This window comes from Streptomyces sp. NPDC097617, from assembly GCF_044761485.1.
GTDB lineage: Bacteria > Actinomycetota > Actinomycetes > Streptomycetales > Streptomycetaceae > Streptomyces.
This window is the reverse complement of sequence record NZ_JBIWCL010000018.1, coordinates 45,600-71,221: the sequence shown is the minus strand read 5'-3', so window position 1 is coordinate 71,221 and position 25,622 is coordinate 45,600. Positions and strand designations below refer to the sequence as shown.

Here is a 25,622-nt window from a genome sequence, read left to right as displayed (position 1 = left end):
TGTGACTCATGCCGCACCGCCCGGCATCGGGCGGTTGGTCAGACCGGTCAGGTCGGCAATCTCGGCCCCGGTCAGAGCGTCCCGCTCGTCCATGGCCTTCGCCACGGTGGTGATCTCATCCCACAGCCGGTGCATCCGGGCCACGGCCATGGCCTGCACGGCAGCCCAGGACTTACCGCCCTCGGGCGTGTGGTCTCGTCCGAGGTGGTAGCCGTTGGCGGCGAGCACGTCGATGGCCAGCTCACGGTCATGGTCAGCGGCGCAGGCCGCAGCCCGCTCCGGGGTCCACAGCCCCTCAACCCGCAGGAAATGCAGGCTCGCCAGCTCCCCAGCCGCGCACTCAGCCGCGAACTCCCACGGGTCGACGTCGTGCGCCTCGTGGTCGGTCCGGCCGGTCACCGACCAACCGCCGGGCCGCTCCCAGGCGATCACCTCACTTTTGACGATGTGCATGCCGCACGCCATCGACAGCACCGCGTGCCCGGCCTCGTGAAAGGCCGTGTTCAGACGGGACTGCCCGTAGCTCAATGCCATCTCGACCACGGCACGCGGGTTGCCCTTGTGGTCCAACAGCTCTTCCTGCTCCGGGGCCTGGTTCCTCATGCCGCTTCCCCCATCCAGGAGGAACGGCCGGCGTCACGGGCAGCGCCCCGCAGGAAGGGGATGGTGCGGGTGAGCGCGTCGGCGTAGAGCGCGTCCCACGCGGCGATCTCATCGCCGCCCTCACCGAGGGCCGCCAACTCGGCGATGACCTCGCGGGCCACCGTCTCACGGGCCGCACGCTCCTGGGCCGTCTCCGGGGCGAGCGGGCCCCGGAACAGGTCCCGGTCCAGCCCGAGCGGCAGTTCGTCGAAGCCGAGGGCCAGCTCCTCGAACTCGGCGGGGTTCACGATCTGGTGGTTACCGATGTACGAACGCATGTGGATCTCTCCTGATCAGCGAAGGGAACCGGGGCGGTCGCGGTCTTTGGAGAGAGGCGACCGGCCCCGGGGGTGAAGCCCGTACTCGCGGCTCCCCTCAACCCCGCCCGTACTGGACGGGCAGGGCGGGCAACCGGCCGCAGCGCGAACGCCGCGGAAGGTGGAGAGGCCGAGCGAGCGGCACCGGACGGAAGTCCGGGGCCGCCTCGCGTGGCGGTTGAGCGGTGACGCGAAGGGCAAGGCCGCCGCACCGGTCCAGTGCGGCGACCGCCGAGGGTCTTAAGCGGCTCACGGCAGCTCCTCTGTAGGTGGCCAATGTCTGTGGGAGCGGGCTTCACCCGGTTCCGCTCGATCCGGAGGCGGTCCCTGTCTCCGGATGTCGTGGCGGCCCAATGTCGGCCGGGTGGTTCTTTAGAGCCGATGGCGTGTCCCCCTGCTGGGGTGTGGGGCCCGGTTGTGACGCGGGCCCGTTCTCGGTCGGCTGGTCTCCACTCGCCTCGGCTGGTGCGGTCACGGCCGTCGTGCTGCGGTGGATCACGCTGTGGAGTTGTCAGCGGTGCATTCGCGCAGCTCAGAGCAGCCCAAAGAAGGCCCCTCTGGAGTCGTTGATCAGCACTTGGGCCGCCGTTTCCGGGGCGCCGTGCTTGTTGACAAGCCTCTCCGCGTTGGGTGCCGAAATCGAATGACGGCTTGTCATATGAGGCCCACCACAGATGTGTTGGCCTCACGACAAACATGGTGCACCTAGTGCACCATGTTGGCAAGGGGCTCGGCCTACCTGAAGGGAATGGATGCGGGGAGACTGGTGTACTAGGTACGACAACCCTGACTGGAGGACTATCCCGATGACCGAGTTTCGAGGACAGCCGGCGTACCTTCAGCTGGCCGATGACCTGCGTGAACGGATTCGCAGCGGCAAGCTCGCCACGGGCGCCGCGCTGCCATCGGCACAGGAGTTGATCTCAAGTTCTGGCGCCTCAAGCACCGTGGTGAAGAACGCTGTGTCTCTGCTTCGAGCGGAGGGATACGTCGTGGGCCACCAGGGCAAGGGGGTCTTCGCTCAATTTCCGCCTCGACTCGCGGATCACTCGCGCGGTACGGCGGATTGGGCCCTGCCGCTTCTGCTTGCAGGCCTGGAGGTCGAGGCAGCGCTACGCCAGTCGCTGGGCAAGGGCGGCACCGGTTCGGCAGACGGCGAGGCGGCCCTTGAGCACTGGCGGGAGGCCTTCGATAGCCTGCCCGCGAGCGTCAAGGGCCGCTTGACCAAGCCTTAGCGATCGCTGTTTGAGACCACCGACCAAGCGTCGGCGACCAGTGCTTCAAGGCTCGACCGTTCGGGCTTCCATCCCAGGTCAGTCGTGATCCGGGAGATGTCGGCGACCAGCCGCGGAGGCTCAGGCTGAGGCGGGCGGTGCACTACCGGCACCGGCTTTCCGGTTACCCGTTCAACGGTGGCCACGATCTCGCGCATGCTCGCCGCAGTGGCCCCGACGTTGTAGAGCCGGTACGGGGCCGACGTGCTGGCCTCAAGGGCCAGCACGTAAGCACGAGCCAAGTCGTCGACGTGGACGAAATCCCGGACCGCGTCGCCGCCGCCGTTCATTTCAAGGTGCGGGTAGCGGCCGGCCGCCACCGCCACGGCCTTCGGGATGATCCGGCTTTCATCCGCGTCCCCCACCCCCGACACAGCCCCCGAGATGTTGAAGCAGCGCAGGCTCACGGCCTCGACCTCGCCCGCCTCGGCTCGGACCCGAAGCGCATCGTCTGCGGCCAGCTTCGAAACGCCGTAAGGGTTGCTCGGCGCGGGCACCGTGTCCTCACTGATGGGCTGCCGCTCGGGTGCGCCGTAGACCGCCGCGGTGGAACCCAGGATGACCCTCGGGGTCAGATTCGGGGAAGCGGCGGCCAGTGCGTCAAGCAGTGCCACGGTGCCGCCGGCGTTCACGTCCTGGTACTCCTCCGGACGGTCGAAGGATTCACGAACCCGGGTGAGAGCCGCGAGGTGGCACACGCCCTCGACACCGTCGAGCGCTGCCGCAAGAGCCGTCTTGTCCCGGATATCGCCGCGGACGACCTCCAAAACCGGCAGCTCCGGGAGGGGAGCACCCGCTGGCCGATGCGTGAGCGCCACGACCTCGTGTCCCACTTCGGCGAGCCGTCGTACAACCGCGTTGCCTACGAACCCGTAGGCGCCGGTCACAAGTACGCGCACTGATCTGCCTCTCAGCCCAGGATGAGCCCGCGATGCTGCCACGCCAGGTCGAGGCACGCGGCGGCGGCGGATGCCAGAGGTTCATTGTCCAGCAGGCGCCGGATGTTGGGCTCGGTGAACTCAATCCCGGCACTGTTGCTACCGGCCCGGCCAGCCACGACCGCGCCTTCGGAGTTCCGCGACACCATGCCCGAGAAGACGGAGTCGTAAACGTCGGCGTCAATGACCACCACGCTCAGAATCTCGCCCGCCAGCGTGAGCGGGTCCAGGCCGATCCCGAAGCAGAACGGGCGCACCTTGCCCTCTCGGCGAGCCTGGTTGAGCGTTCGGAACGGCTCCGTACCGTCGTAGTCGATCGGCTCGCCGCTACTGCCGTCGGCTTCGGGGTCGCCAAGGAACTCCTCCGCGTACTCGCGAAGCACGTTGCGCCAGAGGTTGAAGTCGTTCGACTGGTCCCAGGGCATCACCGAAGACGGCTGGAACACCCCCGCTGGCATGACGTGGTAGTTCCCGCCGGCCAACGCAACGTTGCTCGCGGACCGGTGATGGAGTGGGAACGATGCCCCCTCGGGGCCCAGCCGGATGGTCAGGGTGTCGATCGACGGCAGCAACGACCGGTGAGCCAGGTCAAAGGGGTCTCCGACCAGAGCCCGGAAGGGAAGTTCCGCCCAACTTGGATCGCCAATCCACGCAGGATCGCTGCCGGTCTTCAGCCAGGCGCTCGCCAGCTCGTGCGCCACTCCCTCGCAGACGTCGGCCATGTCGAAGTACGTCGTGTACCCGAACGACAACTTCGGCCGACCGTCCGCTTGGGCGACATCGAGCAGGCGGAAGCTCGGACGGTTCACGAACAGAGACGGTCGGTCGATCATCCTGATGGCTTGGGTGTAGCGATCGAACTTGGCGCCGTTCGCCGCGAGCGGCCGAACGCCCTCCGTCTCCTTCTCCCGCCCGCTCACCTCAGGCGGACGCGTCTGGGTGAGCCAGGACAGCTCGATGTCCGCGAAGTCGACTGGCTCGGGCCACATCCAAGACTCACGGGTGAGCACCGGGCTGTTTCCGGCGCGGGGTACGTCCGGGTACAGGCGCGCGGCGGCCTGAGTCAGCTCGGCCCGGTTCCGGTTGAGCTCGCGACGCGTCATGCGCCAGCGACGTTGGTCATCGACAGCGGCAAGTGGGCTCCGCTCGCCCGTCTCATGAACGGAGGCGACCGTGACCACCGCTTCGGCAGGCGGGAGTAAGCCGAGCTCTTCCTCAGGCAGAGCGAGGGCGGTAGCAAGCCGGCGAAGCTCAACCATGTCCCGGATGGTCCGCTTGCCACGTTCGAGCAAGGACACGTACGACTGGTCGTAACCGAGCAGGTCGGCAAGATGCTGTTGCTTGAGCTTGTGGAGCGCCCGATACGCCTTTAGCACTTCGGCGAGGTTCGAGCCGTCGGGAGGCGCGCTCCGCTCCGTATCCCCGGCAAGCCAGTGCGGCGAGGAGGGGTCGGGCAAAACAGCCTGCGGGTGGCCGCCAGAGGCCGCAGGGCCGATAGCCCTGCGGCAGGGGCTGCACACGGTGTCGGTGTTGCTTCGGCTTAATTTCGCGCCGCACCTGGTGCATAGGGACGACGCGGGTGGTGCAACGGTCATGGCTGAACCCCTCAAAGACCCCTCACGAGTTCGAATCTCGTGTTCTCCGCCAGTGCCTCACCGGGCAAGACATGGAAGGGCCCCACCACGAGGCGGGACCCTTCGACAGCTAGTGTCGCGCGGTTAACGGGAGCGGTTGCCGTTGTTCCAGATGTAAACACCGGTGGTGCCTGCGCCGTACCAGCTCTCCGGCCCGACCTCGGCCGTGAGAGACGGGTACTCGCTGATGGACTCCCAAACCTTGGCCTGGTCTACCTGGCCGTACGGCTGGTTGAAGACCAACGCGGGGCTTCCGGTTGTCCGGGAAAGCCACGTGGTCGTGTGGTCGTAGAACTGCGGCCTACCGTGGCACTCCCTCTTGGCGCAGCGGCCCTTGTCGAGCCAGTGGAGCCCGGACGAGCACCCAGTGTTGCCGCTCTTGAGGTCGTGCTGCTCTGCCCAGTCCAGCAGATCCGCCCGCATCTGCACGTAGATGTTCGGGCCGTACGGCCAGTGCACGCCGTCGGCATCCCGGTTGAGTACGCCCCGGGCGCGCTCATCCAGGGAGCTGACCAGCCCCTTCTGGTCAGCGCTCCGGCAGCGCACGCACAACCACTTCGTTTCCCCCATCCCGGAGCCGAACATCAGCCCCTGCCGGGGCCGTTCGCATCCCACGCAGTCATACATGTTCCTGCTCCTCCGGTTCTTGTCGGGCCTGCTCATCATCGCGCGAGGCGCGCTTCAACGGGCCCAGATCTACAAAGCTGATCGATTCGCCCTAGCGGGGCTGTCTTCGCGCTGCTCGTCGTCCTGGTTCTTGTCCAGTACAGCCACGGCCGCCACCGTTCACTGCCGTACGAGCACCCCCTCTGGCCTGCCCGACGAACTCCTACGAACGCCCTCGTACGGCCATGCGGACAGTTGCAGGAGGACGTACCGAGCACCATGTCGTTCTCGGTCTGGCCCATGACCTTCAGGCAGAACCGCGTACTGGCGTTCGCGGGTATGCCGGTGGGCAGGGACTTGGCGTCGGGCCGCTGGGTGGCCAGCAGCAGCACGATCCCGGTGGCCGGGCCGCGCTTGACCAGGTCGGTCGCGGTCGCCTCGAACTCTTGCCGTGCTCGGCATGCTCGAACAGCACCTGGCACTCATCCACCCCGATCATGATCGGATGCAGACCGAGCGAGCGCTTGTCGGCAAGGGTGCTGGTCACCTTGGACTCGGGGCAGATGTCCCGGGGAAAAGACCGGATCACCTTCGTGCGCCGCCGCAGTTCCTCGCGCAGGGCGCGGAAGTCGGCCAGCGATCCTCCGTACATCGCATACTTCGATGAAGTGGAGCTTGCAGCCGAGATCGGCCATTGCTTCCGGCGATTTGGGTCGGTCCGCAGAAGCGGCCGAACGGGGCGCGGGTTCAATCTTCGGCGACGGCCTGAACAATCGAAGCGATTTCATGGGAGATCAGCGTTTCAGGTAACGGAGCTCCAGTCGAACCATGTTGTCGTACGGGTCGCTACTGCGGATCGTAATCAGCACCCAGCGGCCTTCATTACTTTGCACGCAAAGCCCGCCTGTGTTGGATATGGCATCGACGGGGACGTACGGCTCAGCCCTCTCGTAAGCCGCGCAGTTAGGAACGTCGCTCCTATCGAGCAGTCCGAACTTGACAGGAGCAGTCCCGGGACCGCCTTCTGCCGAATCGAACTGAAAGGATTGTCCGGCTACGGTCACGTAAAACTCGCTGCTGTATGAACCTGCCTCGGTCCTGTGTGCCGTTTCGGGCTTGTCAAGGTCCACATACTCGTCAGGACGGACATCCAGCTTCCTTGTGGATGAGACAGACAGAGAGGCGGGAGGTTGCGGGGCGTGCGGTTCGAGACTAGAGGGTGAGGGCTTACGCGTGGGTGATGGCGAGACGGAAGGAGTGGTTCCGATGAGCTCACTACTGCTCGGCGTGGCAGTAGGGTTTAGCGACTTTCCTTCTTTTGTTGGTTGCACCACACATTCGACGCAGATGTCCCCGTCCCGGCCTGCGTCTTGATGGACGTTCGTTGTCTTTCCTCCACAGGCCGTGGAAACGGCTGCGATCAGCAAGATTGCCGCGCAAGTCCCGACGGATCGCGTTCTCCTGCACGCGAAAGACATGTCCATGACTAGCGGCAGGTCCCTACGCACACTTCGCCATCCCGGCCGACTTTTTGATCTACCTTTACACCGCCCGACTCCTTCATGAAGCCCGTGATCACGGCAGCGATGATCGCGCCGGAAGCCGCAATCGCTGCAGCCCAGATAGTGATCTTGTTTCGCCTGGACACGATCCCCCCTCGTGCGGATGAGCTCCCAGCATTACACCTGACGGGTCAACGACAGCGAAGCTATTGCTATTGAAGACACGACTGTTACGCAATAGGGAAGTGTCCCGGCAGCAAGTTGATGGATCGGCATAAGCCACGTGCCTATGCGTCTGTGGCGCAGGCCACCAGGGGAGGGGTGCCATCCCTAGTCGAGCAGACAGCGCTGACAGCGCTCCCCCGTAGAAGGGGGCGACGTCGCAGTCCTTATCGAGACCCGGCCCCTGCGGAAGATGTGCTGTCACCTGGCCGCATCGGCACCGCTCGTTGTCCGGGTCTTTGTCCAGTGCACCGACGGCCGCCACCGTTCACCGCCGTACGAGCACCCTCGCTGACCTGCCGCACGAACCCCCACGGACGCCCCCGTACAGCCACGCGGACAGTTGGAAAGCGTGTTGGGGGCAACCCCTCACGAGTTCGAATCTCGTATCCTCCGCCATTGCTCTCACCGGGCAATACGTTGAAGAGCCCCACCGCTTGCGGTGGGGCTCTTCGCGTTCCATGGTCTCAGTTCCAGTCTCATTTATTTGCCACATAACCGGGCGATCCACCAGATCACGGCCTCGATGGCCTATCCCTCGTACTCCCATGGGTTCAGCAGGAGTGCGCCTGATCGCGCCAGATGCTTGATGTTCCGGCTCACCAGCGTCCAGCCGTTCGCCAGGGCGGTGGCAGCGATCAGCGCATCGGGGGGATCGATGCTGGTCCCGGCACTCTTGAGCCTCCGGTGAAGAGCGAGGTAGGCGAGTGCCTCCCGCTCTCCAACGGCGGCGATCCGGTAGCGGTACTGATCACGGATGTCCATGAGCGCCAGCTCGAAAACGGTACGCCGCACCGGATCAGGTGTTCCCTCAATGCCCGCTTCGATCTCCGCGACCGTGATGACGCTCAAGTAGAGGGCAGGAGCCGGAACCGACCGAGCCCAGGCGACAACAGCCGGGGCAGGCTTCGGCCGGGTGGTGATCTCTGCGACCACGTTGGTGTCGAGTAGATAGATCACCCGCCGTCCGCCTCGTCGTCGTAGGACCGCTGCCCGAACTCCAACCCCTCGAACGGAGCCGCCGTGAGCCGATCGAGAAACCCGTCGCTGCCCAGGGTCGCCCAGCGGTGAAGCATGTCGGGCAGAGCATCGATGTCGGTGTCGGCGAGCTCGGCATCGAAGTGCCCGAGCTGCTGCTCGGGCAGAGACTCCCGGATCTCCCGGATCGTCCGGAGCGGATGGGGCTCCTCAGGTCTGCGCGGCGGGAGCGGCAGATTCGGGGCAGTGCTCATGATCGGCTCCTCCACGCTGTGGTCCACGGGCCCATGCCTGAAGACCACCCTAGGCCTGGTGACCCTGCACAGGGCCGAAAACGACCCGGATCCGAGCTTTGACGGACCCATCCGCCGGCTCTCCAGGGCGGGGATTCCTCACTCACCTGACAGTTTCCGACCGTCTCGCAGTGATCATCGGCAGCGGGGGCAGGCTGGTCTCAGTTCTGGTCCCGTTCGCCTCCGTCCGGGGCTCAGACGAGGCCAACCCGAACGCTCCGCCGCAGGTCAGGACAGGTACGACTTCCGCCGGACAGGCATACGGACATTTGGAAAGCGCATCGGGGGCAACCCCTCACGAGTTCGAATCTCGCATCCTCCGCCACGGCTCACCAGCCGAAACGGAGGCCCCGACCGCCCAGCGGCGGGGCCTTCGTCGTTCCGTGATCGGCTGCGACCTTCGCGCCAGACTCACCGATCCGGCCCTGGACCGACTACCCCGCCACGACTGCGCGACGAGCCACTAACGGGCGGGCCCGGACGCGACATGGTCACGTGTCGGGTGGAAGTTCGCGTTCCCGCTGGTTCCGGGGGCTCGGCAGTCGCTAGCCTTCCGATGCACAGGCTGCCATGGGGACGCGCCTGATACCTTCCGGCCGGTTCCTCGGTGGCTCGCACTGCCCGAGAGGTGACGGATGATCGAATTCGACGACCCCCAATTGCCCGAACAGGACCTGGTCCTCCTGCCCGACGAGGCCTTACGGGGCGACGAACACCCCGGCGCCGGTCAGAATCCCGACGCTCCTCCACCGCTGCGCGGCCGGGTCCGACTGGGCGGCCCCCTCGCCCAGCGCCTCACACACGATCAATTGGCCGGCGATCCCGACCTGGCCGACTACGTCACCGCCCAGGCCGGCATGTACGAGTACTACCTGGTCCGCCTCTCCCTCACCTTCGCCCCCACGCCCCAGCGGCCCCGGCTCGAATTCGCCCACCTGGCCCTGGACCTCTCGGCCAAGCCTGAGACCCCGCCACCGGTGGCCCACTCCATGGACCCGATGCGGCTGACGGACGCCGTCCAGGTCACCCAGACACGGCGGCTAGGCCCGCAGCTCTCCCTCCTCGGCGCTGACGCCTCACTGGGCGAGGTCGGACGGAGCCAGGAGTTCACCACGCACCAGCCCTTCGCCCAGGCCCTGGGGCTGCACGAGTCCACGCCCGGCTGGGAGTTCCGTCGGACCGTCGCCACCGAGCTGACCGGCTGCCATGTGCTGCGCCTCGTCATCCGTACCGCCGCCGGCTCCGTCACGGACCTGGGGTGCACGGTCACCGCCGGCGTCAAGATCCCCCTGCTGCGTCGCTACACCCGCGCCCTTCCCCGTCCGCTGCGCCTGGAAGCAGCTCTGTGAGCGGGAGCAGCGCCGACGCCGAGCCTGAGCCGCTACTTCGAGAGGAGATCGTCGAACTGGCCACCGTCTACAACGCCCCCGGGCCAGCTGAGGTACTGCTGCTGGCCGCCGGCTACCCGGCCGACGCGATGCCGTACGCGCCGAAGTCGCCCCGGGAGTACTGGGAGACGGTGTCAGCGAACCTCGCGACGGGCGTCATGGCCGACGGCCGCCGCCGGATCCTGGCCGAGGCCCGGGAGAGACGCCCGTTCAACCCGGTGTTCGCGGCGGCCCCCGGCCCGGGCCTGGAGGTTGCCGCTACCGCGCCCGCCACCGCCACCGCCACCGGCACCGGCACCGGCACCGGCACCGGAGTACCCAAGGTCATGGTGCTCGGTTCCGAACCGGCTCGGCGGGGCGCCGTACGGGCCGCCGCCGAGCTGCGCGAGATCCTGCAGGCGGCCCGCGACCGCCTGCAGGTCGTCCCCGGCCCCGCGGCCACCTCCGCGGACCTTGTCCGGATCCGGCGGGAGCTGCCCGACATCCTGCACCTGGCCTGCCACGGCACTGAGGAGGGGCTGCTGCTGGAGGACCAGGACGGCGAGCCCCACACCCTGCCCGCGGCCGAACTCGCCCGCACGCTCCAGCTGGCCACCGAGCACTACGGCCACCACCTGCGGGCGCTGGTCCTGCGCTCGTGCGACAGCGACGTGATCGCCGGGCGGTTCACGGAGCTGGCCGACGTGGTGATCGCCCACCGCGGCCGGCTCGACGCGGACTGCTCGACGCTCTTCGCCGCCGCCTTCTACGAGGAACTCGCCGCATTGCCCGATCCGTTGACCCGGAAGGCGCTCGTCGCCGCCGCGCACGTGGCCGCCCAAGACGTGGTGAACCGCGCCGGGGTGTGCCGATCCATCAGTACCGACCTGATCGTCCTGACCCGCACCTCCTGAGGCCAAGGAGACGCAGTGACGCTTTCCCACCTGCCTGAACCAGATCTGAACGGCGAGGACGGCAACAAAGCCGGCCCCTGGGACATCCCGCTCGAGGACTGGAAGGTTCTCTCCGGCCGCCTCTGCTCGGCGTTCGATCACGACGAGTGGCGACGGATCCTCATCGAGCTCAAATACCCGGAGTCCGAGATCCCCATCGATCCCAAGAGCGCGAAGGACTTCTGGTTCCTCGTGCGCACACGCGCCGAGCAAGGCGCGGTCCCTTGGGACTGGCGGAGGATCGTCCGGTATCTGGGCACGGACGACCGTGTCCAGCACAACCAGGACATCAAACATCTCGTAGGCAAGCACGGTCTGGGCGCGCTCTTCACCCCTGACGCCCTGCCGGCGACCGGGCCGGTGCCCGCCCCCGAAAGAGTGACCGTCACCGCCGTCATCCCGCCCCGGACCTCGATCAGTCCCGAGGCCGACGCCACAGGGAAGGCAGGCGAGCTGTACGCCACCGTGCCCGCCTATGCCCGCGACGAGCGCCTGCCAACCGTTGGCGGTTACGGCGAGCTGCTGCCCAAGTCCCACCGCCCCGACCTCCGTGAGGCGATTCTGGCGGTGTGGGAGCAGCGGCTGGGCCCTTGGGAGGGGCTCAACCAGTTCCAGCAGGACCTGGTCCAGGTCTGCCGGAAGATCATCGATGATCGCGGCGTGGCCCTGGTGTACGCGGTGACCAACAGCGGCAAGACCACCATCGCCCGCGTCGGCATGACGATGGCCCTCAACAACGACGAGTCGGCCATGATGCTGCTGCCGATCAAGGCGCTGGTGGCGCAGGAGGAGGCCGAGTGGCAGGGCTGGCTCGGCGGCCACGAGGCGCTGGAGCGGCTCCAGGGGCAGGTGTACGGGGTGTCCCGCGACTATCCGGAGAGCGACCGGCCGGTGGGCAACGGCCACTACAAGGTCGCCGTGGCGATCTACGAGAAGCTCGGCGTATACCTGGTCAACGGGATGCGCCCGCTGGACCGCACCCGCCTGGTGGTCGTCGACGAGCTCCAGATGCTTTCGGAGACCAGCGCCCGCGCGGCCAAGCTGGAGGCCCTGCTCACTCTGATCAAACTGCGGCCCGGTGACCGGCCGGCCCTGCTCGGCCTGTCGGCCGCCCTCAGTCCCGAGGCGGGCGACACGCTGAAGCGGTGGCTGGGCGACCAACGCACCACCTTCACTCCGAGCAGCAACGAGCGGCCCGTCCCACTCGACACCTATGTCGTGGACCAGGGGGCCTGGCTGGTCCAGCGCGACGCCCACTTGCTGAGCATGAACATGCCGGGCAGCCGGACGCCGCCGGAACCGGTGCGGGAGCAGCACCGGCTGCCCGCCCTGCGCAGCCGGTACTCCCAGGCTCTGTCCAAGGGCCTCAACGGCCTCCAGCGCAAGCTGTCCACGGCCGAGCTCGCCGCCACCCTCGTCCTCAGCATCCTCCAGCAGAACGACAAGCGCCGGATCATCTGCTTCGTCCCGACCCGGACGGCCGCCGACCAGCTGGCGGGCGGCATCCGACAGGTCCTGGACGCCGCCTTCCAGCGCCCCAAGGGCGGCTCGCCTTGGGCCAACGGCCGGTACAAGAGCGCGGAGTCCGCCCGCCGCGACCGGGAGGGTGACCTGTACGACCGGCTCCTGACCTCGGACATCCCCGGTTACGAGCTGGTGATCCGCGGCCTGCGCACGGGCGTGGCCGCGCACTCGGCCGCGCTGGCGCCCCCGATGCGACGGCTGCTGGAGGAGGAATTCCGGGCCGAGGACGGACTGCTGCGCGTGCTGGTGGCCACCGACACCCTCGCCGTAGGCCTCAACCTCCCCGCCGACACCGTCGTCGCGACCAGCATCTCCGGCCTGTCGGGCGCCGGTCCGCAACGTGCCCGGCAGCTGCTGCTGCCCGCGGACCTGGACAACAAGGGCGGTCGAGCGGGCCGCCGGGGCAAGACGGTGGCCGAGCGCGGCCAGTTCTACATCCTGGTTCCCTCCGACCTTGAGCTGCAGAACGTCGACGGGCTGACCACCGTCGAGATCAAGGAGCTGGCCACGGTCGAGGGGGTGTCCAAGAAGTTCGTGCGGAGCAAGCACCGGTCCCTGGCCGTCCGGTCGCAGTACCGCGACCTGGAGGCAATCAGCGGCCTGGTGCTCCAGGTGCTCTGCCAGGACAACCGGAAGCTCGCCGAGAACAAATGGCTGGCGCGGGTCCGGGTGATCCTCGACAACCTGCTGATCAGCTACGAGCCGGACCACCCCGCACTACCTGAACCCAAGGACATCCTGAAGGAGTTGCAGCGCCGCAAGCTGATCCACGAGGCGAGCCCGAACAGCCGCCCCGGCGCGGCGAAGAGCCTGAAGCTCACCGATCTGGGCCAGGCCCTCGGGCGGTCCGGCCTGGAGCTGGACGACGCCCCCGACCTGGAACGGCTGGCCTGGCTCGTCCGAAACGGCGCCGGAACGATAGAGCTTCTGTGGCATGCCTCCCGGGCCCGATCCATCAAACAGGTCACGGCCTGGGTGTCGCTCCCGGTCGAGGGGAGCAATCGCCATCTGCCGTCCCTGAACGGGGCGGTCCTCACCATGACCCTGACGTACTGCGCTGAGCACGAGCAGATGCGCCAGGACTGCGCGGACTGGGTTGCCGCCGAGGGCGCCCCGCTGCCGGAACGGCTGCTGCGCGAGGCCGGGCGACCGGTGGTCTCGCGGGAGCTCCAGGACCTGCTGGCCAGCGACGAGGACGCCGCCGCCACCGACGAGGTCAACGCTCTGCTGCGGGCGCTGGTGGCGTACGAGTGGCTGCACGGGGTGCCGTTCGCCGAGATGCAGCGGCGGTTCTCGGGGGCGATCAAGTCGGAGGAGGAGGCGGACAAGGGGCAGTTCAAAGCACCGTCCCTGTCGCTGTACTACTCCGATGTCGAGCAGCTCTGCGAACAAATGGCCGGCTACATCCGGGCTGCCGCAGACATCAGCTTCACCGAGGACGGGGTCGACCACTCGGCACGGATGCAGTTGATCGCCCAGCAGGTGGAGTCCGGGCTGCCGGCGTGGCTGGCGAAGGTGTCCAAGATGCGGATCACAGGTCTGCACCGCGAGCGGCTGGCGAAGCTGGCGGACCTGCCCGACGAACAGCAACCCGACCCGCCGTCCCTGCTGGTGGACATGGACCCGCTGAAGGAGGGCCTGACCGACGCCGAACGCACCGACGCCCGGCGGATCATCGACAGCCGGCTGGCTCAGGAGCAGGCGCACCGCGAGCGGATCGCCCGCGAGTGGGCCGACGTGCCGATCCCCGACGGCGAGGGCCAGATCTTCGACGACGTGTCGGAGGACCTGGAGAAGGCCAACGGGGCCGCCGCGTACCTGGAGCGGCTCGGCAAGCTCGCCGTATGCCTGGGCCTGGAGGTCACCGACGCGATGGTCGACGGGTCGTTCTACGTCGCGGAATGGAGCGCCGGGGAGGCCGGCGTAGCGGTGACCGTCCGGGTGCCGGTGTCGGACCTCACCGCCGGAATGGTCGCGGACGTCCGGGAGGAGCGCACCCTGGTCGTGGTCCGGGGGCGGCGACCGGGGGTCCAGGAGGCACTGGCCGCGCAGGGCCTGGTAGCCCGGTTCCTGGAGCCCGACCACCTTCTGTCGGTCCTCGCGCACCTGGTGAAGACCCGGGGGCAGGTGCCTGGGGAGGAGGTCGTGGAGGAGCTGTCGGGCATCCGGCTGTCGTCGTTGGGTGGCATCAGCTGGTCTCTGCCGGTGCAGGCGAACTGAACTGGCCGGAGCCGTCCGCGGGGCGTCTGTCAGACGTCCCTCGGTTACGTAGCGCAATCAGGCCTGTCCAGGCCGCCCAGCGAGCGGGGCGCTGTCCAACTAATGGCCGATGTCGTTCGCTCGGCCTGCTGGAGGAGGGGCAGAGATCAGACGGGCTGCCGGCGTGCGTCGAAACCTGCAACGGCGCCGGCAGGAGGCATTGTCATGCGGATCAAGGGTGCGGGGCGCAACCTGATGGCATGAGCGGTGACAAGCCCACGAGTCCGGCCCAAGTGCTAAGGCTTTTCAGACCTCCGACTGCAAACCTGCAGAAGATCGGATAGAAAGCACGGTCCTGCTGGGCAACCGTGCGGCAGGAGGCTGAAAGGTTGTCGGTGGTCAGCGGCGCAGTGGCTGCCTCTGGTCTCGGTTCGGGTCTCATTCGCGCCCGTCCAGCCCCATCCGTACGGGGCCACAGCAAACACTCCGCCGCAGGTCAGGACGCCCACGACCCTCGCTGGACCCTCGGACGAACATTTGGAAAGCGTGTTGGGGGCAACCCCTCACGAGTTCGAATCTCGTATCCTCCGCCATTGCTCTCACCGGGCAATACGACGAAGGGCCCCGCTGCTTGCAGCGGGGCCCTTCGTCGTTTCCCGCCCCGCGCCGCCCGCGCCGTCCGGATCGCTCGCGTCCAGCAGTTCGGCGCGGCCGTCGGATGCCGGCGGCCGGGCTCAGCCGAAGTTCGGCATCTCGCCCACTGTTGTCGACATGTCGATCACGGCGAAGGCCGCGCCCTGCGGGTCCGTGACCGCTGCGAAGCGGCCGAACGGGCTGTCCATCGGGCCGAAGTGCAGCTTCCCGCCGTGCTTCTGCGTCTTCGCCACCGCCTCGTCGCAGTCCGGTACCCCGAAGTAGATCTGGACGTACGACGGGATCTCGGGCGGGAACTCCTCGCCCATGCTCATCCGGCCCAGCACCGGGTTCCCGCCGCCGCCGACACTGAAGACCTTGAAGTCCATGCCGGCCGTCTCCGGGTCGTCGCCCGCGTCCATCTGCTGCGCGCCGTACGGGAAGACCTTCGGCAGGAACGCGTCCGCCTTGGCCGGTTCCCGGGTGAAGACCTCCGCCCACGCGTACGCGCCCGCCTCGCCCGTCTTCTCGAAGCCCTTGTGCTCGCCCGGCTGCCAGACGCCGAAGACCGCGCCGCTCGGCTCCTTCGCGATCAGCATCGTGCCGAAGGTGCCCACCTGCATCGGGCCCATCAGGACCTCGCCGCCGTTCGCCGTGACCTTCTCGGCGGTGGCCGCCGCGTCGGGCGAGGCGAAGTACAGACACCACTGCGAGGGGGCGTCGGCGCCAGGCATCGGCGGGACGACGGCCGCGACGGCCTTGCCGTCGGAGTAGGCCTGCGTGTAGTTGCCGTACTCGCTGCTCGACTCGCCGAAGGTCCAGCCCAGCACGTCCGCGTAGAAGGTCTTGGCCCCCTCCACGTCGGCGAACATCGCGTCCACCCAGCAGGGAGCGCCCTCGGGGAACTCAGACATGATCGATCGACTCCTCGTCTCGTACCTGTCGTCGTCGTAGACGGTCGTACTCACGCTAGGCGCGCGGTGCGGCGACCGCGCGGGGAGCGCGCCCGGGCGGGACGCTGGAGCCATGGACAAGGACATCACCATCCGGCTGGCGCAGCAGCCCGAGGCCGACGCGCTGCTCGGCCGGAGCCCGCTCGCCGCTCTCGTCGGCATGCTGCTGGACCAGCAGGTACCGATGGAGTGGGCGTTCTCGGGGCCCTGGACGATCGCCGAGCGGCTGGGCTCCGACGATCTCGACGCGCACGCCATCGCCGCGTACGACCCGGAGGCCTTCGCCGCCCTGCTCTCCGAGAAGCCCGCGGTCCACCGGTACCCCGGGTCGATGGCGACCCGCATCCAGCAGCTGTGCGCGTACCTCGTCGAGCACTACGGCGGGAGCGCGGAGGCCGTCTGGGCTGACGCCACGACGGGGCAGGAGCTGCTGAAGCGCCTCAAGGCGCTCCCGGGCTTCGGGGAGCAGAAGGCGCAGATCTTCCTCGCCCTGCTGGGCAAGCGGTTCGGAGTGCGGCCGACGGGCTGGCGGGAGGCCGCGGGCGGGTACGGCCCGGCGAACGTCTACCGTTCGGCGGCCGACATCACCGGCCCGGAGTCCCTGGCCAAGGTACGGGCGCACAAGCAGGAGATGAAGGCCGCGGCGAAGGCCGAGAAGGCCGCCGGGGCCTCGGGAGGCCAGGCAACGGGCCGGAGCTGAATTGACCGGCGGTTCAGCCTGCTGATTGACACCTGATTCCGGTCTATCGTGGCCGTAGGTTAATGGACATGACAGAGATCGCGACCCGCGCCGCCACCGCCGAAGCCATCCAGGACGCCCCCGGCAGCCTCATCACGCTGCTCACCGACACCGCCGAACTCACCTGCAACACCGCCACCTTCGACGAGGGCGCTGCGGGCGCCCCGGTGCACTTCCACACCAGGGCCACCGAGTTCTTCCACGTCACCGCCGGACGGCTCGACATCCTCGTCGACGACGAGATCCACACCCTGGGCGCCGGCGACTTCATCGCCGTTCCGCCGGGGGTCAAGCACGCCTTCGCCCCCGCCCCCGGCCACACCGCCGCCGTGTTCGTCGGCTTCACCCCCGGCATGGGCCGCTTCGACTACTACCGGCTCCTCGGCCGGGTCAACGCGGGCGAGGCCACCGTGCAGGACATCAAGGACAGCTCGGCGACCTACGACAACCACTACGCGGAGAGCTCCGCCTGGAGCGGGCGCCGCCGCAGCGCGGAGCCGTAGACCACGTCCGCGTCGAGGCGGCGCAGTTCCTCCGCGATCAGTTCGGCGCCGCTGCGGATCTTCAGGGCCACCTTGCGGTCGGGGCTGCCCGGCAGGCTCAGCGTGGCCAGCACGCCCGCGGGCCGGTCCACCCGTACCTCCCCGCCCGTGGTGTGCAGGCTGACCCGGGTGATCACCGGGCCCTCGCTCGCCACCCGGTCCACCGGCACTCCCAGCCGGTCCTCCAGCCAGCGCGCCAGCAGCTCCGCACTCGCGTTGCCGGGCTCGCTCTCCACCGAGGCGCCGGTCACCGGCAGCGGCTTCTGGTCCAGGGCGGCGGCCAGCAGCGACCGCCACGACGTGATCCGGGTCCAGGCCAGGTCGGTGTCGCCGGGCTGGTAGCCGGCGGCCCGCTTGTCGAGCACGCCGATCGTGTCGAGGGCGGCGGCCGCGTCCGTGATCCGGCGCTGCGCGAGCGCGCCCAGCGGATCACCGGCCAGGTCGGTGGGAGCGTCGGCCGGCCACCAGGCCACCACGGGCGCGTCCGGCAGGAGCAGCGGCAGGACGACCGAGCCGGCCTGCTCGGTCAGCGCCCCGTGCAGGCGCAGCAGGACGATCTCACCGGTGCCGGCGTCCGAGCCGACCCGCAGTTCGGCGTCGACCCGGTTGGCGCGGAGCTTGAGGGGACCGCGCGAGGTCCGCCTGATGACCGCGATGATGCGGCAGGGGTGTTCGCGGGAGGCCTCGGAGGCCGCGCGTACGGCGTCGTAGGCGTTCTCCTCGTCGGTGACGATCACAAGGGTCAGCACCAGCCCCATGGTCGGGCTGCCTATCGCCCGGCGGGCTTCGAGCAGGGCCCGGTTGACCTTGCTGGACGTGGTGTCGGTGAGTTCGGTCCGCATGGGCCAGAGTCTGTCACCGCGTCACCGCCGCTTGCGCGCGGTCCCGAAGATCGAGCGGGAGATCTCCCTCCCGAGTTGAGTGCCGATCGAGCGGGCCAGTGAGCGGAACAGTCCGCTCCCCACCACCTGCTCGGCCAGCGAGGGGTCCGGCTTCGGGGCGCTGCGCGCGGCCCGCACGGCCTCCTTCTCCGCCGCCTTGGCCTGCTTCTCGGCCTCCGCGGCGGCCGCCGCGGCCTCCGCCTGCGCCTCCGCGGCCGCCTGTTCGGCGCTGATCCTCTCGTACGCCGACTCGCGGTCGATCGGCTCCGCGTAGCGCGCGTGGAGCAGCGAGGACTTCACGGCCTGCTCCAGGTCTGCCGCCGCGATCGGTCCCATCAGCGACTGCGGGGCCCGCAGCCGGGTCGCCGCGACCGGGGTCGGGGCGCCGTTCTCGCTGAGCACGGTGATGACCGCCTCGCCGGTCCCCAGCTGGGTGAGCAGCTCCTCAAGGTCATAGGCGGAGTTGGGGAAGGTCTTCACGGTCGCCTTCAGCGCCTTGGCGTCGTCGGGGGTGAAGGCGCGCAGCGCGTGCTGCACCCGGTTGCCGAGCTGGGCGAGCACGTCCGCCGGCACGTCCTTGGGGGTCTGGGTGACGAAGAAGACGCCGACGCCCTTGGATCGGATCAGCCGGACCGTGTGGGTGATGGACGCGAGGAAGGCCTTCGAGGCCCCGTTGAAGAGCAGGTGCGCCTCGTCGAAGAAGAAGACGAGCTTGGGCTTCTCGAGGTCGCCGACCTCCGGCAGGTCGTTGTAGAGGTCGGCGAGCAGCCACATCAGGAAGGTGGAGAAGAGCTGCGGCTTGTCCTGGACGGCCGGGAGTTCCAGTACGGAGACCAGTCCGCGCCCGTCGGCGGCCGTACGCAGGAACTCGCTGGTGTCGAACTCGGGCTCGCCGAAGAACTCCGAGGCGCCCTGCTGCTCGAAGGCGGTCAGCGCCCGCAGGATCACCCCGGCCGTCACGGTGGACAGTCCGCCGATCCCCTTGAGTTCGGGTTTGCCCTGGTCGGAGACGAGGAAGGCGACGACCGCGCGCAGGTCCTTGAGGTCGATGAGCTCCAGGCCCTTGATGTCGGCGTAGTGGAAGATCAGGCCGAGGGACTGCTCCTGCGTCTGGTTGAGCTGGAGCACCTTGGACATCAGCACCGGGCCGAAGCTGGTGACCGTGGACCGGACCGGGATGCCGGGGCCGATCCCGCCGATCGAGTAGAACTCGCAGGGGTAGCCGGTGGGCTCCCACGCCTGGGCCACGTCCCGGGCCCGTTCGTCGATCCTGGCGCCGGCGGTCCCGGGCGCCGAGATCCCCGAGATGTCGCCCTTGATATCGGCGAGGAAGACGGGGACGCCGCCCGCCGACAGCTGTTCGGCGATGAGCTGGAGCGTCTTGGTCTTGCCGGTACCGGTGGCTCCGGCGACCAGTCCGTGGCGGCCCAGCATCGCCAGGGGGATGCGGATCTGACGGTCGGGCAGGCACCGGCCGTCCCACAGGAGGGCGCCGAGCTCGAGCGCGGGTCCGGTGAAGGCGTAACCGGCGGCGATCTGCCCGGCCGGTCCCGCGTCGTGCGCCTGGCCCCCGTCGCCCGTCTGGTCCGTCTGGTCCGCCGGGACGGCGGAGTCGGTGCTCTCGCTCATGCATCACTCCCCAAATAGCACTGTTCGCCACTTTTGCACCCCCCTCACGAGGCTGCGCCCGCACGCACCGGCCCGGTAGGCTTTCCGTGTGATCTTCAAGCGCATCGGAAGCGGAAAGCCCTACCCCGACCACGGCAGGGAAACCACCCGGCAGTGGGCGGACGTCGCGCCGCGCCCGGTCCGGCTGGACCAGCTCGTGACGACCAAGGGCCAGCTCGACCTCGAAACGCTGCTCGCCGAGGACTCCACCTTCTACGGCGACCTGTTCGCCCACGTCGTGAAGTGGCGGGGCGACCTCTACCTGGAGGACGGACTGCACCGCGCCGTGCGCGCGGCCCTGCAGCAGCGCCAGGTCCTGCACGCGCGGGTCCTCGAAATGGACTGACGGCTTCGTCTGGATTGCGCCTTTCGGGTCACCATTGACCTATCAGCAGATCATTTAGTAGGCATCGACACCGGGCCGCACTACGCTGCGCCCATGAGCATGCTCACTCCCCCCGGCATGGGCGGAAAGTACCGCGTCACGGGAGCCGCCTACCCCCGTATGAGTCGTAAGCGGAGCCGTACCCGGATCGTCCTCGCCGTGCTCGGCTCGATCCTTGCGCTGGCCCTGGTCGGCTACGGGGCCCTGCAGCTCATCGACGTGTTCCGGGGCGACAGCCCCAAGCGGAACACGGCTGCGGGTGCCAAGGACTGCCCGACGACGCCTCCCGAGGCCGCTGCCAAGGGCGGCCCCGCCGCCGCCTCCACCGCCTCGGCCGCCGCCAAACCGGCGGTCGTACTCCCCCCGCCCGGGGAGATCACGGTCAACGTCTACAACGCGACTCCGCGCGCGGGTCTGGCCAAGGCCGTCGGTGACGAGCTCGCCAAACGCGGCTTCGTGATCGGCAACCTGGGCAACGCCCCGGCCACCTTCGACAAAAAGGTCCCCGGCACAGGGATACTGCTGGGCTCTCCCACGACCGACAAGGCCGTGTTCTCCGTACTCGGCACGCAGCTCGCCGGCACCACCCAGCAGACCGACACCCGCGAGAGCGCGGACGTCGACCTGATCCTGGGCGATGCCTTCAAGGAGCTGAGTACGAAGGAGGACGCGGACAAGGCGCTGGCCCTCCTGGCCAACCCCCTGCCCGCGCCCAAGAACTGCTGACGCGCCGCACCGCCGTACGGCTCGCTCGTACGGCTCGTACGGCTCGTACGGTCTTCTACTCGGCCGAGCCGTACATGCGGTCTCCCGCGTCACCCAGGCCCGGCACGATGTAGCCGTGCTCGTTGAGCCGCTCGTCCACGGCGGCCGTCACCACCGTCACCGGCGTGCCCGCCAGCTCGCGCTCCATGATCTCGACGCCCTCGGGCGCGGCCAGCAGCACCACGGCCGTGACATCGTCGGCGCCGCGCTTGATCAGCTCCCGGATCGCCGCGACCAGCGTGCCGCCGGTGGCGAGCATCGGGTCGACGACGTAGACCTGGCGGCCCGAGAGGTCCTCCGGCATGCGCGTCGCATACGTGGAGGCCTCGAGGGTCTCCTCGTTGCGGACCATGCCCAGGAAGCCCACCTCGGCGGTCGGCAGCAGCCGGACCATGCCGTCGAGCATGCCGAGGCCGGCCCGCAGGATCGGGACGACCAGCGGGCGCGGGTGCGAAAGCTTCACGCCGGTGGTCGGGGCGACCGGGGTCTCGATGTCCGCCTGCTCCGTGCGCACGTCCCGGGTGGCCTCGTACGCGAGCAGGGTCACCAGCTCGTCGGCGAGCCGCCGGAAGGTGGCGGAGTCGGTGCGCTTGTCGCGCAGGGTGGTGAGTTTGTGCGCCACCAAGGGGTGATCGACGACCTGCAAACGCACAACATCCTCCAAAACTCAGCCTGCGACCTGCAAAAACGGTCGCACGACGCGACCTGCACCCAAAAGGCTACGCGCTGACGCGGCCCCTTCGCGTCCGAAGCGGCGGCCGCGTGCGGCGCGATCCTGCGGATACGCCCCTGCGGATGCGACCCGCCCGGACGCCCAGCAGGCTGGACTGATGAGCAACACACCGGTGATCGCGGCCGTCGACGGATCGGAACACAGCCTCAGGGCCCTGGAGTGGGCGCGGGCCGAGGCCCTCCGGCACGGCAGCGGGCTGCTGGTCGCCCATGTACTTCCCGACCACGCCCAGTTGTATGCGGGGCGCCGGGCATCGCTGCACGACTCCTCGCAGCCGCAGGAGTTCGCCGACCCCGTGCGCGACTGGATCCACTCCCTGTTCGGCGGCGGCTCCGGGCTGCCCGAGGGGGTCGCCTACGAGGCCGTGGAGGGCTCGGTACCCGAGGCGCTGCGGGTGATCGGGGCGCAGGCCCGGATGCTGGTGATGGGCTCCCGGGGCCGCGGCGGTTTCGCCAGCCTGCTGCTCGGCTCCAGCAGCCGGGCCGTGGCGAGCACGGCCGCCTGCCCGGTGGTGGTGGTCCCGCACGCGGAACGCAGCGCCGACACCGACGCCGACGCCGACGCCGAGCAGTCGGCCGGTCGGGTGGTGCTCGGGCTGCACGCCGCCGAGACCCCCGACGACGTACTGACCTTCGCGTTCACGGAGGCGGCCGTGCGGGGGACCACCGTCCAGGTGGTCTCCGCGTACGCCATCCCGCCCTCGCCGACCCTGGTGATCGACAGCCCCTTCGCCGTGATCCCGCCGGAAGGAATGGCCGACGAAGGGGACGGAGTTCCGGCCGAACGGGAGATGCTGCGGTCCCAGACGGAGCGGCTGGCGCCCTTCCGCGAGCGGTTTCCGGACGTCCCGGTCGAGCAGGCCGCGGTGCCCGGGGACCCGGCGGGCCGGCTGGTGACGGCCTCCCGCGCGGCGGCGCTGGTCGTGGTGGGCCGGCACCACCCCCGGCGCTCCACCATGTCCATGCTGATCGGCTCGGTGGCCCATGCGGTGCTGCACCACGCGCACGGTCCGGTGGCGGTGGTCCCGACCCTGAAGGACGACGCCTGACCTGCGGCGGGGTGGCATCAAACGGCCCGACCGGGGGAAGGTGGGTGCAGGGGGGACGACCGGACCAGCCCAGGGTGGTGGCCGATGCCCGACACGCAGCCGAACGACGATGTGCCGGAGACCGCGGCACAGCGCCGGGCCCGCCGCGCGCAGTTCCTGCGCGACCTGATGGAGGCGCGCGAGCTGCGCGATCGCGTCCAGCCCCGCCGTGCCCGTGCGGCACGTATGCGCCAGCAGATGCGGATGCGTACCTTCCGCTGGTAGTCCGGCGCCGGCCCGCGGTCCTGGCCGACAATTGTCGGCCCTCGCGGGGGCACCCCGGAGGTTTTCGGCCTCGCGGGCCGGATCCGGTCCGGCGGGCGCCCACCGCGCGGCAGCCGGCCCCGGCACGCCGCGACACGTCCGGGCCGCACCGCGCGCCCCACACCCCTCGCTACGGCCCCGTCGCCCCAGTGCCGCAACCCCGCACGGCACCTGCCGGGGCACGGCGCGGCACGACGCAAGCGCGGAAGACCTCTCGCAAAGCCGCTGTTTCTGCCACGATGCCGATTGGGCGGGGTACGGACGGCGAGCAGCACAGCCGTTCTGCCCCATCCTCCGGCCGGGGGGACCTCCAACCGGCACGCCTAAGACCAGTGGGAGAGTCACGGTGTATTTCGCCGCACTGCTCGCGCGCACCGAAGACGGGTGGGAAGCGAGCGACATGGAACTCGACGACGTCGAGTCCCTCAGTGATCTGATCGATCTCGCCCGGTCCGCCGCTGTCGACGACGACACGGTGGTCGCCCTCATCGAGCAGGAGGACGCCTGGTTCGGCGTCGTCCGCGTGGACGGCGAGGAGGACCCGCGGTACTTCGTTTCGAACGCCTCCGCGGCCGCCCGCAGCTCCTACGGCTCGATGCTGACCAAAGAGCTGCTGGGCAGCGACGAGGAGGACGACGAACTCGACGACCTGGACCTCGACGGCACCGAGGACGGCGAGGAGGATGCCGTCTCCGCGTTCACGGACGAGGACTCCGAGGAGGACGAGGTGGGCGGGGCCGGCGCGGAGCCGGTACCGGCCGGTCCGCTCGGTGACCCGATGCTGCTGGACGACCTCGGGGTGACCAACAAACAACTGATGACCCTGGACGGGGACGCCCTCTCGGAGATCGCCGAGTCCCTCGGCGCCACCGAGGTCCTGGAGGCCGTCCGCTAGTGCTCCCTGCGAACACCGACGATCCCGTACGGGATCCGTGGCGGGACTCCATGCGCCTGGCGCTCCAGGAGGCCGCCCGGGCGGTGCCGGCCGGCGATGTGCCGGTCGGCGCCGTCGTGCTGGGCCCGGACGGGAAGATCCTCGCCACCGGGTACAACGAGCGCGAGGCGACCGGCGACCCCACGGCGCACGCCGAGGTACTGGCGCTGCGCCGGGCGGCCGCCGAGCTCGGGGAGTGGCGGCTGCCGGGATGCACCCTCGTGGTGACCCTGGAGCCGTGCGTGATGTGCGCGGGCGCGCTCGTGCAGTCGCGCGTCGCCCGGGTCGTCTTCGGCGCGGACGACGAGAAGGCGGGCGCCGCCGGGTCGCTGTGGGACCTCGTACGGGACCGCAGGCTCAACCACCGCCCGGAGGTGGTCCGCGGCGTCCTCGCGCAGGAGTGCGCGCGGCAGCTGACGGACTTCTTCCGCGACCTCTGACCGGCCAGGCGGACGGGCGGACGCGCCGTGCGAAAGCCCTGCCTACGGCGCCCGCGACGCCCCCGGACCCACCGATTTCGGTGGATGGGGGTCCTTAGGCTAGGATCCATCTCGGTAGTGTGTCCGAGTGGCCGAAGGAGCTCGCCTCGAAAGCGAGTATGGGGCAACCCATCGGGGGTTCAAATCCCTCCACTACCGCTTCGTTCGAAAGCCCCGCCCCGCAAGGGACGGGGCTTTCGGCGTATGGCGATCGCCTCTCCGGAGGACACCCGCGTGACTGCCCGCCCCCTCGGCCGTTGTCACGGCATGACCAAGACCCAGCGCATGCTCGCCGCCATCGCCCTCGCGGGGGCCGCCGCGGGCCTCGCCGCTCCCGCCGCCTCGGCCGCCCCGATCTCCCCCCTCACCCTCCCCGACCTGCCGGCCGCCGCCCCGGGCATGCCGGCCGGGGCCCAGCCCACGTCCGTCCAGGAGATCGGCTCGCAGCTCGGCTCCGGAGCGAACCAGCTCAACGCACTGATGGAGCTGCCCAACCAGCTGGCCCCGGTCATCGCACCCGTGCAGCCCCTCACGGACCTGGCCGGCGGCCTGGAGTAGCGCCGGGAACCCGTAGGGCTTCGCTAGCGCACGAAGAAGGCCCCGACCACCGGTCGGGACCTTCGACGCACGGGACGGGGGAAGTGGCATTCGGGGGGACAAAGCCACTTCCCCCGACGAGGACGGACCTACCGGTCCGGGCCGCAGTCAGGGGGAAGCTCGCGGCTCGGACCCCGCAGTGAGGTCCTGTCCCTCACCCACCGGTTTCCTGCCAGAACCGGTGGGCTCACACCCATGCTGCGCCCGCAGCAAGCGACCGTGCCACGGCAAAGGACCCGGAGTAGCGGGTCATTGGTCCTTAAATGACAGGTGAGTGCCCAATCCTGACCGGTTAGACTCACCCGACTTGCAAGGACCGGTTGGGGAGGCCGCCCGCACGTGGACACCAAGAAACTCATCACGGGTGCCCTCACCGTGTTCGTCCTCTTCGTGATCATCACCCAGCCGAAGCGGGCTGCCGAGATCGTGGAAATAGGCTTCCAGGGGATATCGGATGCCGCATCCGGCATCGGCGAGTTCATGACCGAACTGGTGCGCTGACCCGTACGCTGA

25 protein-coding genes, 1 tRNA gene and 1 pseudogene are annotated in these 25,622 nt (G+C 69.1%); 15 read left to right on the top strand and 12 right to left on the bottom strand.

Annotated elements, in window-relative coordinates:
* Positions 1-6: 6 nt before the first annotated feature.
* Together ACIQZO_RS25985 and ACIQZO_RS25980 are read right to left on the bottom strand one after the other, a co-directional pair.
* Positions 7-603 carry a hypothetical protein gene (locus tag ACIQZO_RS25985; protein ID WP_403630347.1) on the bottom strand — a complete coding sequence of 199 codons (597 nt, stop codon included), beginning with the start codon at positions 601-603 and terminating at the stop codon, positions 7-9.
* Positions 600-920 (bottom strand): hypothetical protein, encoded by a 321-nt coding sequence (locus ACIQZO_RS25980; protein WP_403630345.1) that lies wholly within the window; start codon positions 918-920, stop codon positions 600-602. The genes ACIQZO_RS25985 and ACIQZO_RS25980 overlap by 4 nt, the downstream gene beginning before the upstream one ends.
* An 845-nt stretch (positions 921-1,765) precedes the next feature.
* Between ACIQZO_RS25980 and ACIQZO_RS25975 the strand changes: the two genes are divergently transcribed.
* Entirely contained in the window at positions 1,766-2,194 is a 429-nt protein-coding gene (locus ACIQZO_RS25975; protein WP_403630342.1) for a winged helix-turn-helix domain-containing protein, read from the top strand.
* On the opposite strand, the gene ACIQZO_RS25970 is transcribed toward ACIQZO_RS25975, so the two are convergent.
* The 6 genes and pseudogenes from ACIQZO_RS25970 to ACIQZO_RS25945 all read right to left on the bottom strand — a co-directional run bounded on the left by ACIQZO_RS25970 (position 2,191) and on the right by ACIQZO_RS25945 (position 8,367).
* Positions 2,191-3,120, bottom strand: coding sequence for an NAD-dependent epimerase/dehydratase family protein (locus tag ACIQZO_RS25970; RefSeq protein ID WP_403630601.1), 930 nt, complete (start codon positions 3,118-3,120; stop codon positions 2,191-2,193). The genes ACIQZO_RS25975 and ACIQZO_RS25970 overlap by 4 nt on opposite strands.
* 23 nt (positions 3,121-3,143) lie before the next feature.
* Positions 3,144-4,628, bottom strand: a complete 1,485-nt coding sequence (locus tag ACIQZO_RS25965; RefSeq protein WP_403630339.1) for a helix-turn-helix transcriptional regulator — start codon at positions 4,626-4,628, stop codon at positions 3,144-3,146.
* Between the two features lie 261 nt (positions 4,629-4,889).
* Positions 4,890-5,432, bottom strand: a complete 543-nt coding sequence (locus ACIQZO_RS25960) for a hypothetical protein (RefSeq protein ID WP_403630336.1) — start codon at positions 5,430-5,432, stop codon at positions 4,890-4,892.
* Between the two features lie 239 nt (positions 5,433-5,671).
* Positions 5,672-6,051: pseudogene (locus tag ACIQZO_RS25955) on the bottom strand (cell division protein FtsK); the annotation flags it as partial.
* Between the two features lie 1,615 nt (positions 6,052-7,666).
* Complete coding sequence (locus ACIQZO_RS25950; protein WP_403630333.1) at positions 7,667-8,095, bottom strand: type II toxin-antitoxin system VapC family toxin; 429 nt, start codon at positions 8,093-8,095, stop codon at positions 7,667-7,669.
* Positions 8,092-8,367: a hypothetical protein gene (locus ACIQZO_RS25945; protein WP_403630330.1), complete on the bottom strand. Its 276-nt coding sequence runs from the start codon at positions 8,365-8,367 to the stop codon at positions 8,092-8,094. Before ACIQZO_RS25945 ends, ACIQZO_RS25950 begins: the two co-directional genes overlap by 4 nt.
* Positions 8,368-9,041: 674 nt before the next feature.
* On the opposite strand from ACIQZO_RS25945, the gene ACIQZO_RS25940 reads away from it, so the two are divergent.
* The 3 genes from ACIQZO_RS25940 to ACIQZO_RS25930 are packed head-to-tail and all read left to right on the top strand — an operon-like array spanning position 9,042 to position 14,470.
* Complete coding sequence (locus tag ACIQZO_RS25940) at positions 9,042-9,755, top strand: hypothetical protein (RefSeq protein ID WP_403630327.1); 714 nt, start codon at positions 9,042-9,044, stop codon at positions 9,753-9,755.
* Positions 9,752-10,687 carry an effector-associated domain EAD1-containing protein gene (locus tag ACIQZO_RS25935; RefSeq protein WP_403630325.1) on the top strand — a complete coding sequence of 312 codons (936 nt, stop codon included), beginning with the start codon at positions 9,752-9,754 and terminating at the stop codon, positions 10,685-10,687. Before ACIQZO_RS25940 ends, ACIQZO_RS25935 begins: the two co-directional genes overlap by 4 nt.
* Positions 10,688-10,702: 15 nt before the next feature.
* Positions 10,703-14,470, top strand: coding sequence for a DEAD/DEAH box helicase (locus ACIQZO_RS25930; protein ID WP_403630322.1), 3,768 nt, complete (start codon positions 10,703-10,705; stop codon positions 14,468-14,470).
* A gap of 713 nt (positions 14,471-15,183) precedes the next feature.
* Here the strand turns inward: ACIQZO_RS25930 and ACIQZO_RS25925 are convergent.
* A complete protein-coding gene (locus ACIQZO_RS25925; RefSeq protein ID WP_403630319.1) occupies positions 15,184-15,996 on the bottom strand; it encodes a VOC family protein in 813 nt (270 codons plus the stop codon).
* 112 nt (positions 15,997-16,108) lie between these two features.
* On the opposite strand from ACIQZO_RS25925, the gene ACIQZO_RS25920 reads away from it, so the two are divergent.
* Positions 16,109-16,735, top strand: coding sequence for an HhH-GPD-type base excision DNA repair protein (locus tag ACIQZO_RS25920; protein ID WP_403630315.1), 627 nt, complete (start codon positions 16,109-16,111; stop codon positions 16,733-16,735).
* A gap of 68 nt (positions 16,736-16,803) precedes the next feature.
* Positions 16,804-17,277, top strand: a complete 474-nt coding sequence (locus ACIQZO_RS25915; RefSeq protein ID WP_403630312.1) for a cupin domain-containing protein — start codon at positions 16,804-16,806, stop codon at positions 17,275-17,277.
* On the opposite strand, the gene opcA is transcribed toward ACIQZO_RS25915, so the two are convergent.
* Together opcA and ACIQZO_RS25905 are read right to left on the bottom strand one after the other, a co-directional pair.
* Positions 17,226-18,158 (bottom strand): glucose-6-phosphate dehydrogenase assembly protein OpcA, encoded by a 933-nt coding sequence (opcA, locus tag ACIQZO_RS25910; RefSeq protein WP_403630310.1) that lies wholly within the window; start codon positions 18,156-18,158, stop codon positions 17,226-17,228. The two genes, ACIQZO_RS25915 and opcA, sit on opposite strands and share 52 nt — an antisense overlap.
* A 21-nt stretch (positions 18,159-18,179) precedes the next feature.
* Positions 18,180-19,826, bottom strand: a complete 1,647-nt coding sequence (locus ACIQZO_RS25905) for a helicase HerA-like domain-containing protein (RefSeq protein ID WP_403630307.1) — start codon at positions 19,824-19,826, stop codon at positions 18,180-18,182.
* A gap of 88 nt (positions 19,827-19,914) precedes the next feature.
* On the opposite strand from ACIQZO_RS25905, the gene ACIQZO_RS25900 reads away from it, so the two are divergent.
* Together ACIQZO_RS25900 and ACIQZO_RS25895 are read left to right on the top strand one after the other, a co-directional pair.
* Positions 19,915-20,211 (top strand): type II toxin-antitoxin system VapB family antitoxin, encoded by a 297-nt coding sequence (locus ACIQZO_RS25900; RefSeq protein WP_030726217.1) that lies wholly within the window; start codon positions 19,915-19,917, stop codon positions 20,209-20,211.
* A 93-nt stretch (positions 20,212-20,304) separates the two neighbouring features.
* Complete coding sequence (locus ACIQZO_RS25895) at positions 20,305-20,976, top strand: LytR C-terminal domain-containing protein (RefSeq protein WP_403630303.1); 672 nt, start codon at positions 20,305-20,307, stop codon at positions 20,974-20,976.
* Between the two features lie 55 nt (positions 20,977-21,031).
* Here the strand turns inward: ACIQZO_RS25895 and upp are convergent, their stop codons facing one another.
* Complete coding sequence (gene upp, locus ACIQZO_RS25890) at positions 21,032-21,667, bottom strand: uracil phosphoribosyltransferase (protein ID WP_328926482.1); 636 nt, start codon at positions 21,665-21,667, stop codon at positions 21,032-21,034.
* Positions 21,668-21,845: 178 nt separating this feature from the next.
* Between upp and ACIQZO_RS25885 the strand changes: the two genes are divergently transcribed.
* The 7 genes from ACIQZO_RS25885 to ACIQZO_RS25855 all read left to right on the top strand — a co-directional run bounded on the left by ACIQZO_RS25885 (position 21,846) and on the right by ACIQZO_RS25855 (position 25,610).
* Positions 21,846-22,796, top strand: coding sequence for a universal stress protein (locus tag ACIQZO_RS25885; protein ID WP_403630300.1), 951 nt, complete (start codon positions 21,846-21,848; stop codon positions 22,794-22,796).
* Between the two features lie 84 nt (positions 22,797-22,880).
* A complete protein-coding gene (locus ACIQZO_RS25880; RefSeq protein WP_403630297.1) occupies positions 22,881-23,060 on the top strand; it encodes a hypothetical protein in 180 nt (59 codons plus the stop codon).
* A 385-nt stretch (positions 23,061-23,445) separates the two neighbouring features.
* Positions 23,446-23,994, top strand: a complete 549-nt coding sequence (locus tag ACIQZO_RS25875; protein WP_403630294.1) for a hypothetical protein — start codon at positions 23,446-23,448, stop codon at positions 23,992-23,994.
* A 50-nt stretch (positions 23,995-24,044) separates the two neighbouring features.
* Positions 24,045-24,473 (top strand): tRNA adenosine(34) deaminase TadA, encoded by a 429-nt coding sequence (tadA, locus tag ACIQZO_RS25870; protein ID WP_403630598.1) that lies wholly within the window; start codon positions 24,045-24,047, stop codon positions 24,471-24,473.
* A 113-nt stretch (positions 24,474-24,586) separates the two neighbouring features.
* Positions 24,587-24,671: transfer RNA gene (locus tag ACIQZO_RS25865), tRNA-Ser, on the top strand.
* Positions 24,672-24,746: 75 nt separating this feature from the next.
* Positions 24,747-25,070, top strand: a complete 324-nt coding sequence (locus ACIQZO_RS25860; RefSeq protein ID WP_403630291.1) for a hypothetical protein — start codon at positions 24,747-24,749, stop codon at positions 25,068-25,070.
* Positions 25,071-25,448: 378 nt separating this feature from the next.
* Positions 25,449-25,610 carry a hypothetical protein gene (locus ACIQZO_RS25855; protein WP_184791566.1) on the top strand — a complete coding sequence of 54 codons (162 nt, stop codon included), beginning with the start codon at positions 25,449-25,451 and terminating at the stop codon, positions 25,608-25,610.
* The last annotated feature ends 12 nt before the right edge of the window (positions 25,611-25,622 follow it).

Bases quoted from the DNA above. Each gene is read 5' to 3' on its own strand.
- ACIQZO_RS25985 (WP_403630347.1), bottom strand. From the start codon at position 603: ATGAGGAACCAGGCCCCGGAGCAGGAAGAGCTGTTGGACCACAAGGGC.
- ACIQZO_RS25980 (WP_403630345.1), bottom strand. From the start codon at position 920: ATGCGTTCGTACATCGGTAACCACCAGATCGTGAACCCCGCCGAGTTC.
- ACIQZO_RS25975 (WP_403630342.1), top strand. From the start codon at position 1,766: ATGACCGAGTTTCGAGGACAGCCGGCGTACCTTCAGCTGGCCGATGAC.
- ACIQZO_RS25960 (WP_403630336.1), bottom strand. From the start codon at position 5,432: ATGTATGACTGCGTGGGATGCGAACGGCCCCGGCAGGGGCTGATGTTC.
- ACIQZO_RS25945 (WP_403630330.1), bottom strand. From the start codon at position 8,367: ATGAGCACTGCCCCGAATCTGCCGCTCCCGCCGCGCAGACCTGAGGAG.
- ACIQZO_RS25940 (WP_403630327.1), top strand. From the start codon at position 9,042: ATGATCGAATTCGACGACCCCCAATTGCCCGAACAGGACCTGGTCCTC.
- ACIQZO_RS25925 (WP_403630319.1), bottom strand. From the start codon at position 15,996: ATGTCTGAGTTCCCCGAGGGCGCTCCCTGCTGGGTGGACGCGATGTTC.
- ACIQZO_RS25920 (WP_403630315.1), top strand. From the start codon at position 16,109: ATGGACAAGGACATCACCATCCGGCTGGCGCAGCAGCCCGAGGCCGAC.
- ACIQZO_RS25915 (WP_403630312.1), top strand. From the start codon at position 16,804: ATGACAGAGATCGCGACCCGCGCCGCCACCGCCGAAGCCATCCAGGAC.
- opcA (WP_403630310.1), bottom strand. From the start codon at position 18,158: ATGCGGACCGAACTCACCGACACCACGTCCAGCAAGGTCAACCGGGCC.
- ACIQZO_RS25905 (WP_403630307.1), bottom strand. From the start codon at position 19,826: ATGAGCGAGAGCACCGACTCCGCCGTCCCGGCGGACCAGACGGACCAG.
- ACIQZO_RS25895 (WP_403630303.1), top strand. From the start codon at position 20,305: ATGAGCATGCTCACTCCCCCCGGCATGGGCGGAAAGTACCGCGTCACG.
- ACIQZO_RS25885 (WP_403630300.1), top strand. From the start codon at position 21,846: ATGAGCAACACACCGGTGATCGCGGCCGTCGACGGATCGGAACACAGC.
- ACIQZO_RS25880 (WP_403630297.1), top strand. From the start codon at position 22,881: ATGCCCGACACGCAGCCGAACGACGATGTGCCGGAGACCGCGGCACAG.
- tadA (WP_403630598.1), top strand. From the start codon at position 24,045: ATGCGCCTGGCGCTCCAGGAGGCCGCCCGGGCGGTGCCGGCCGGCGAT.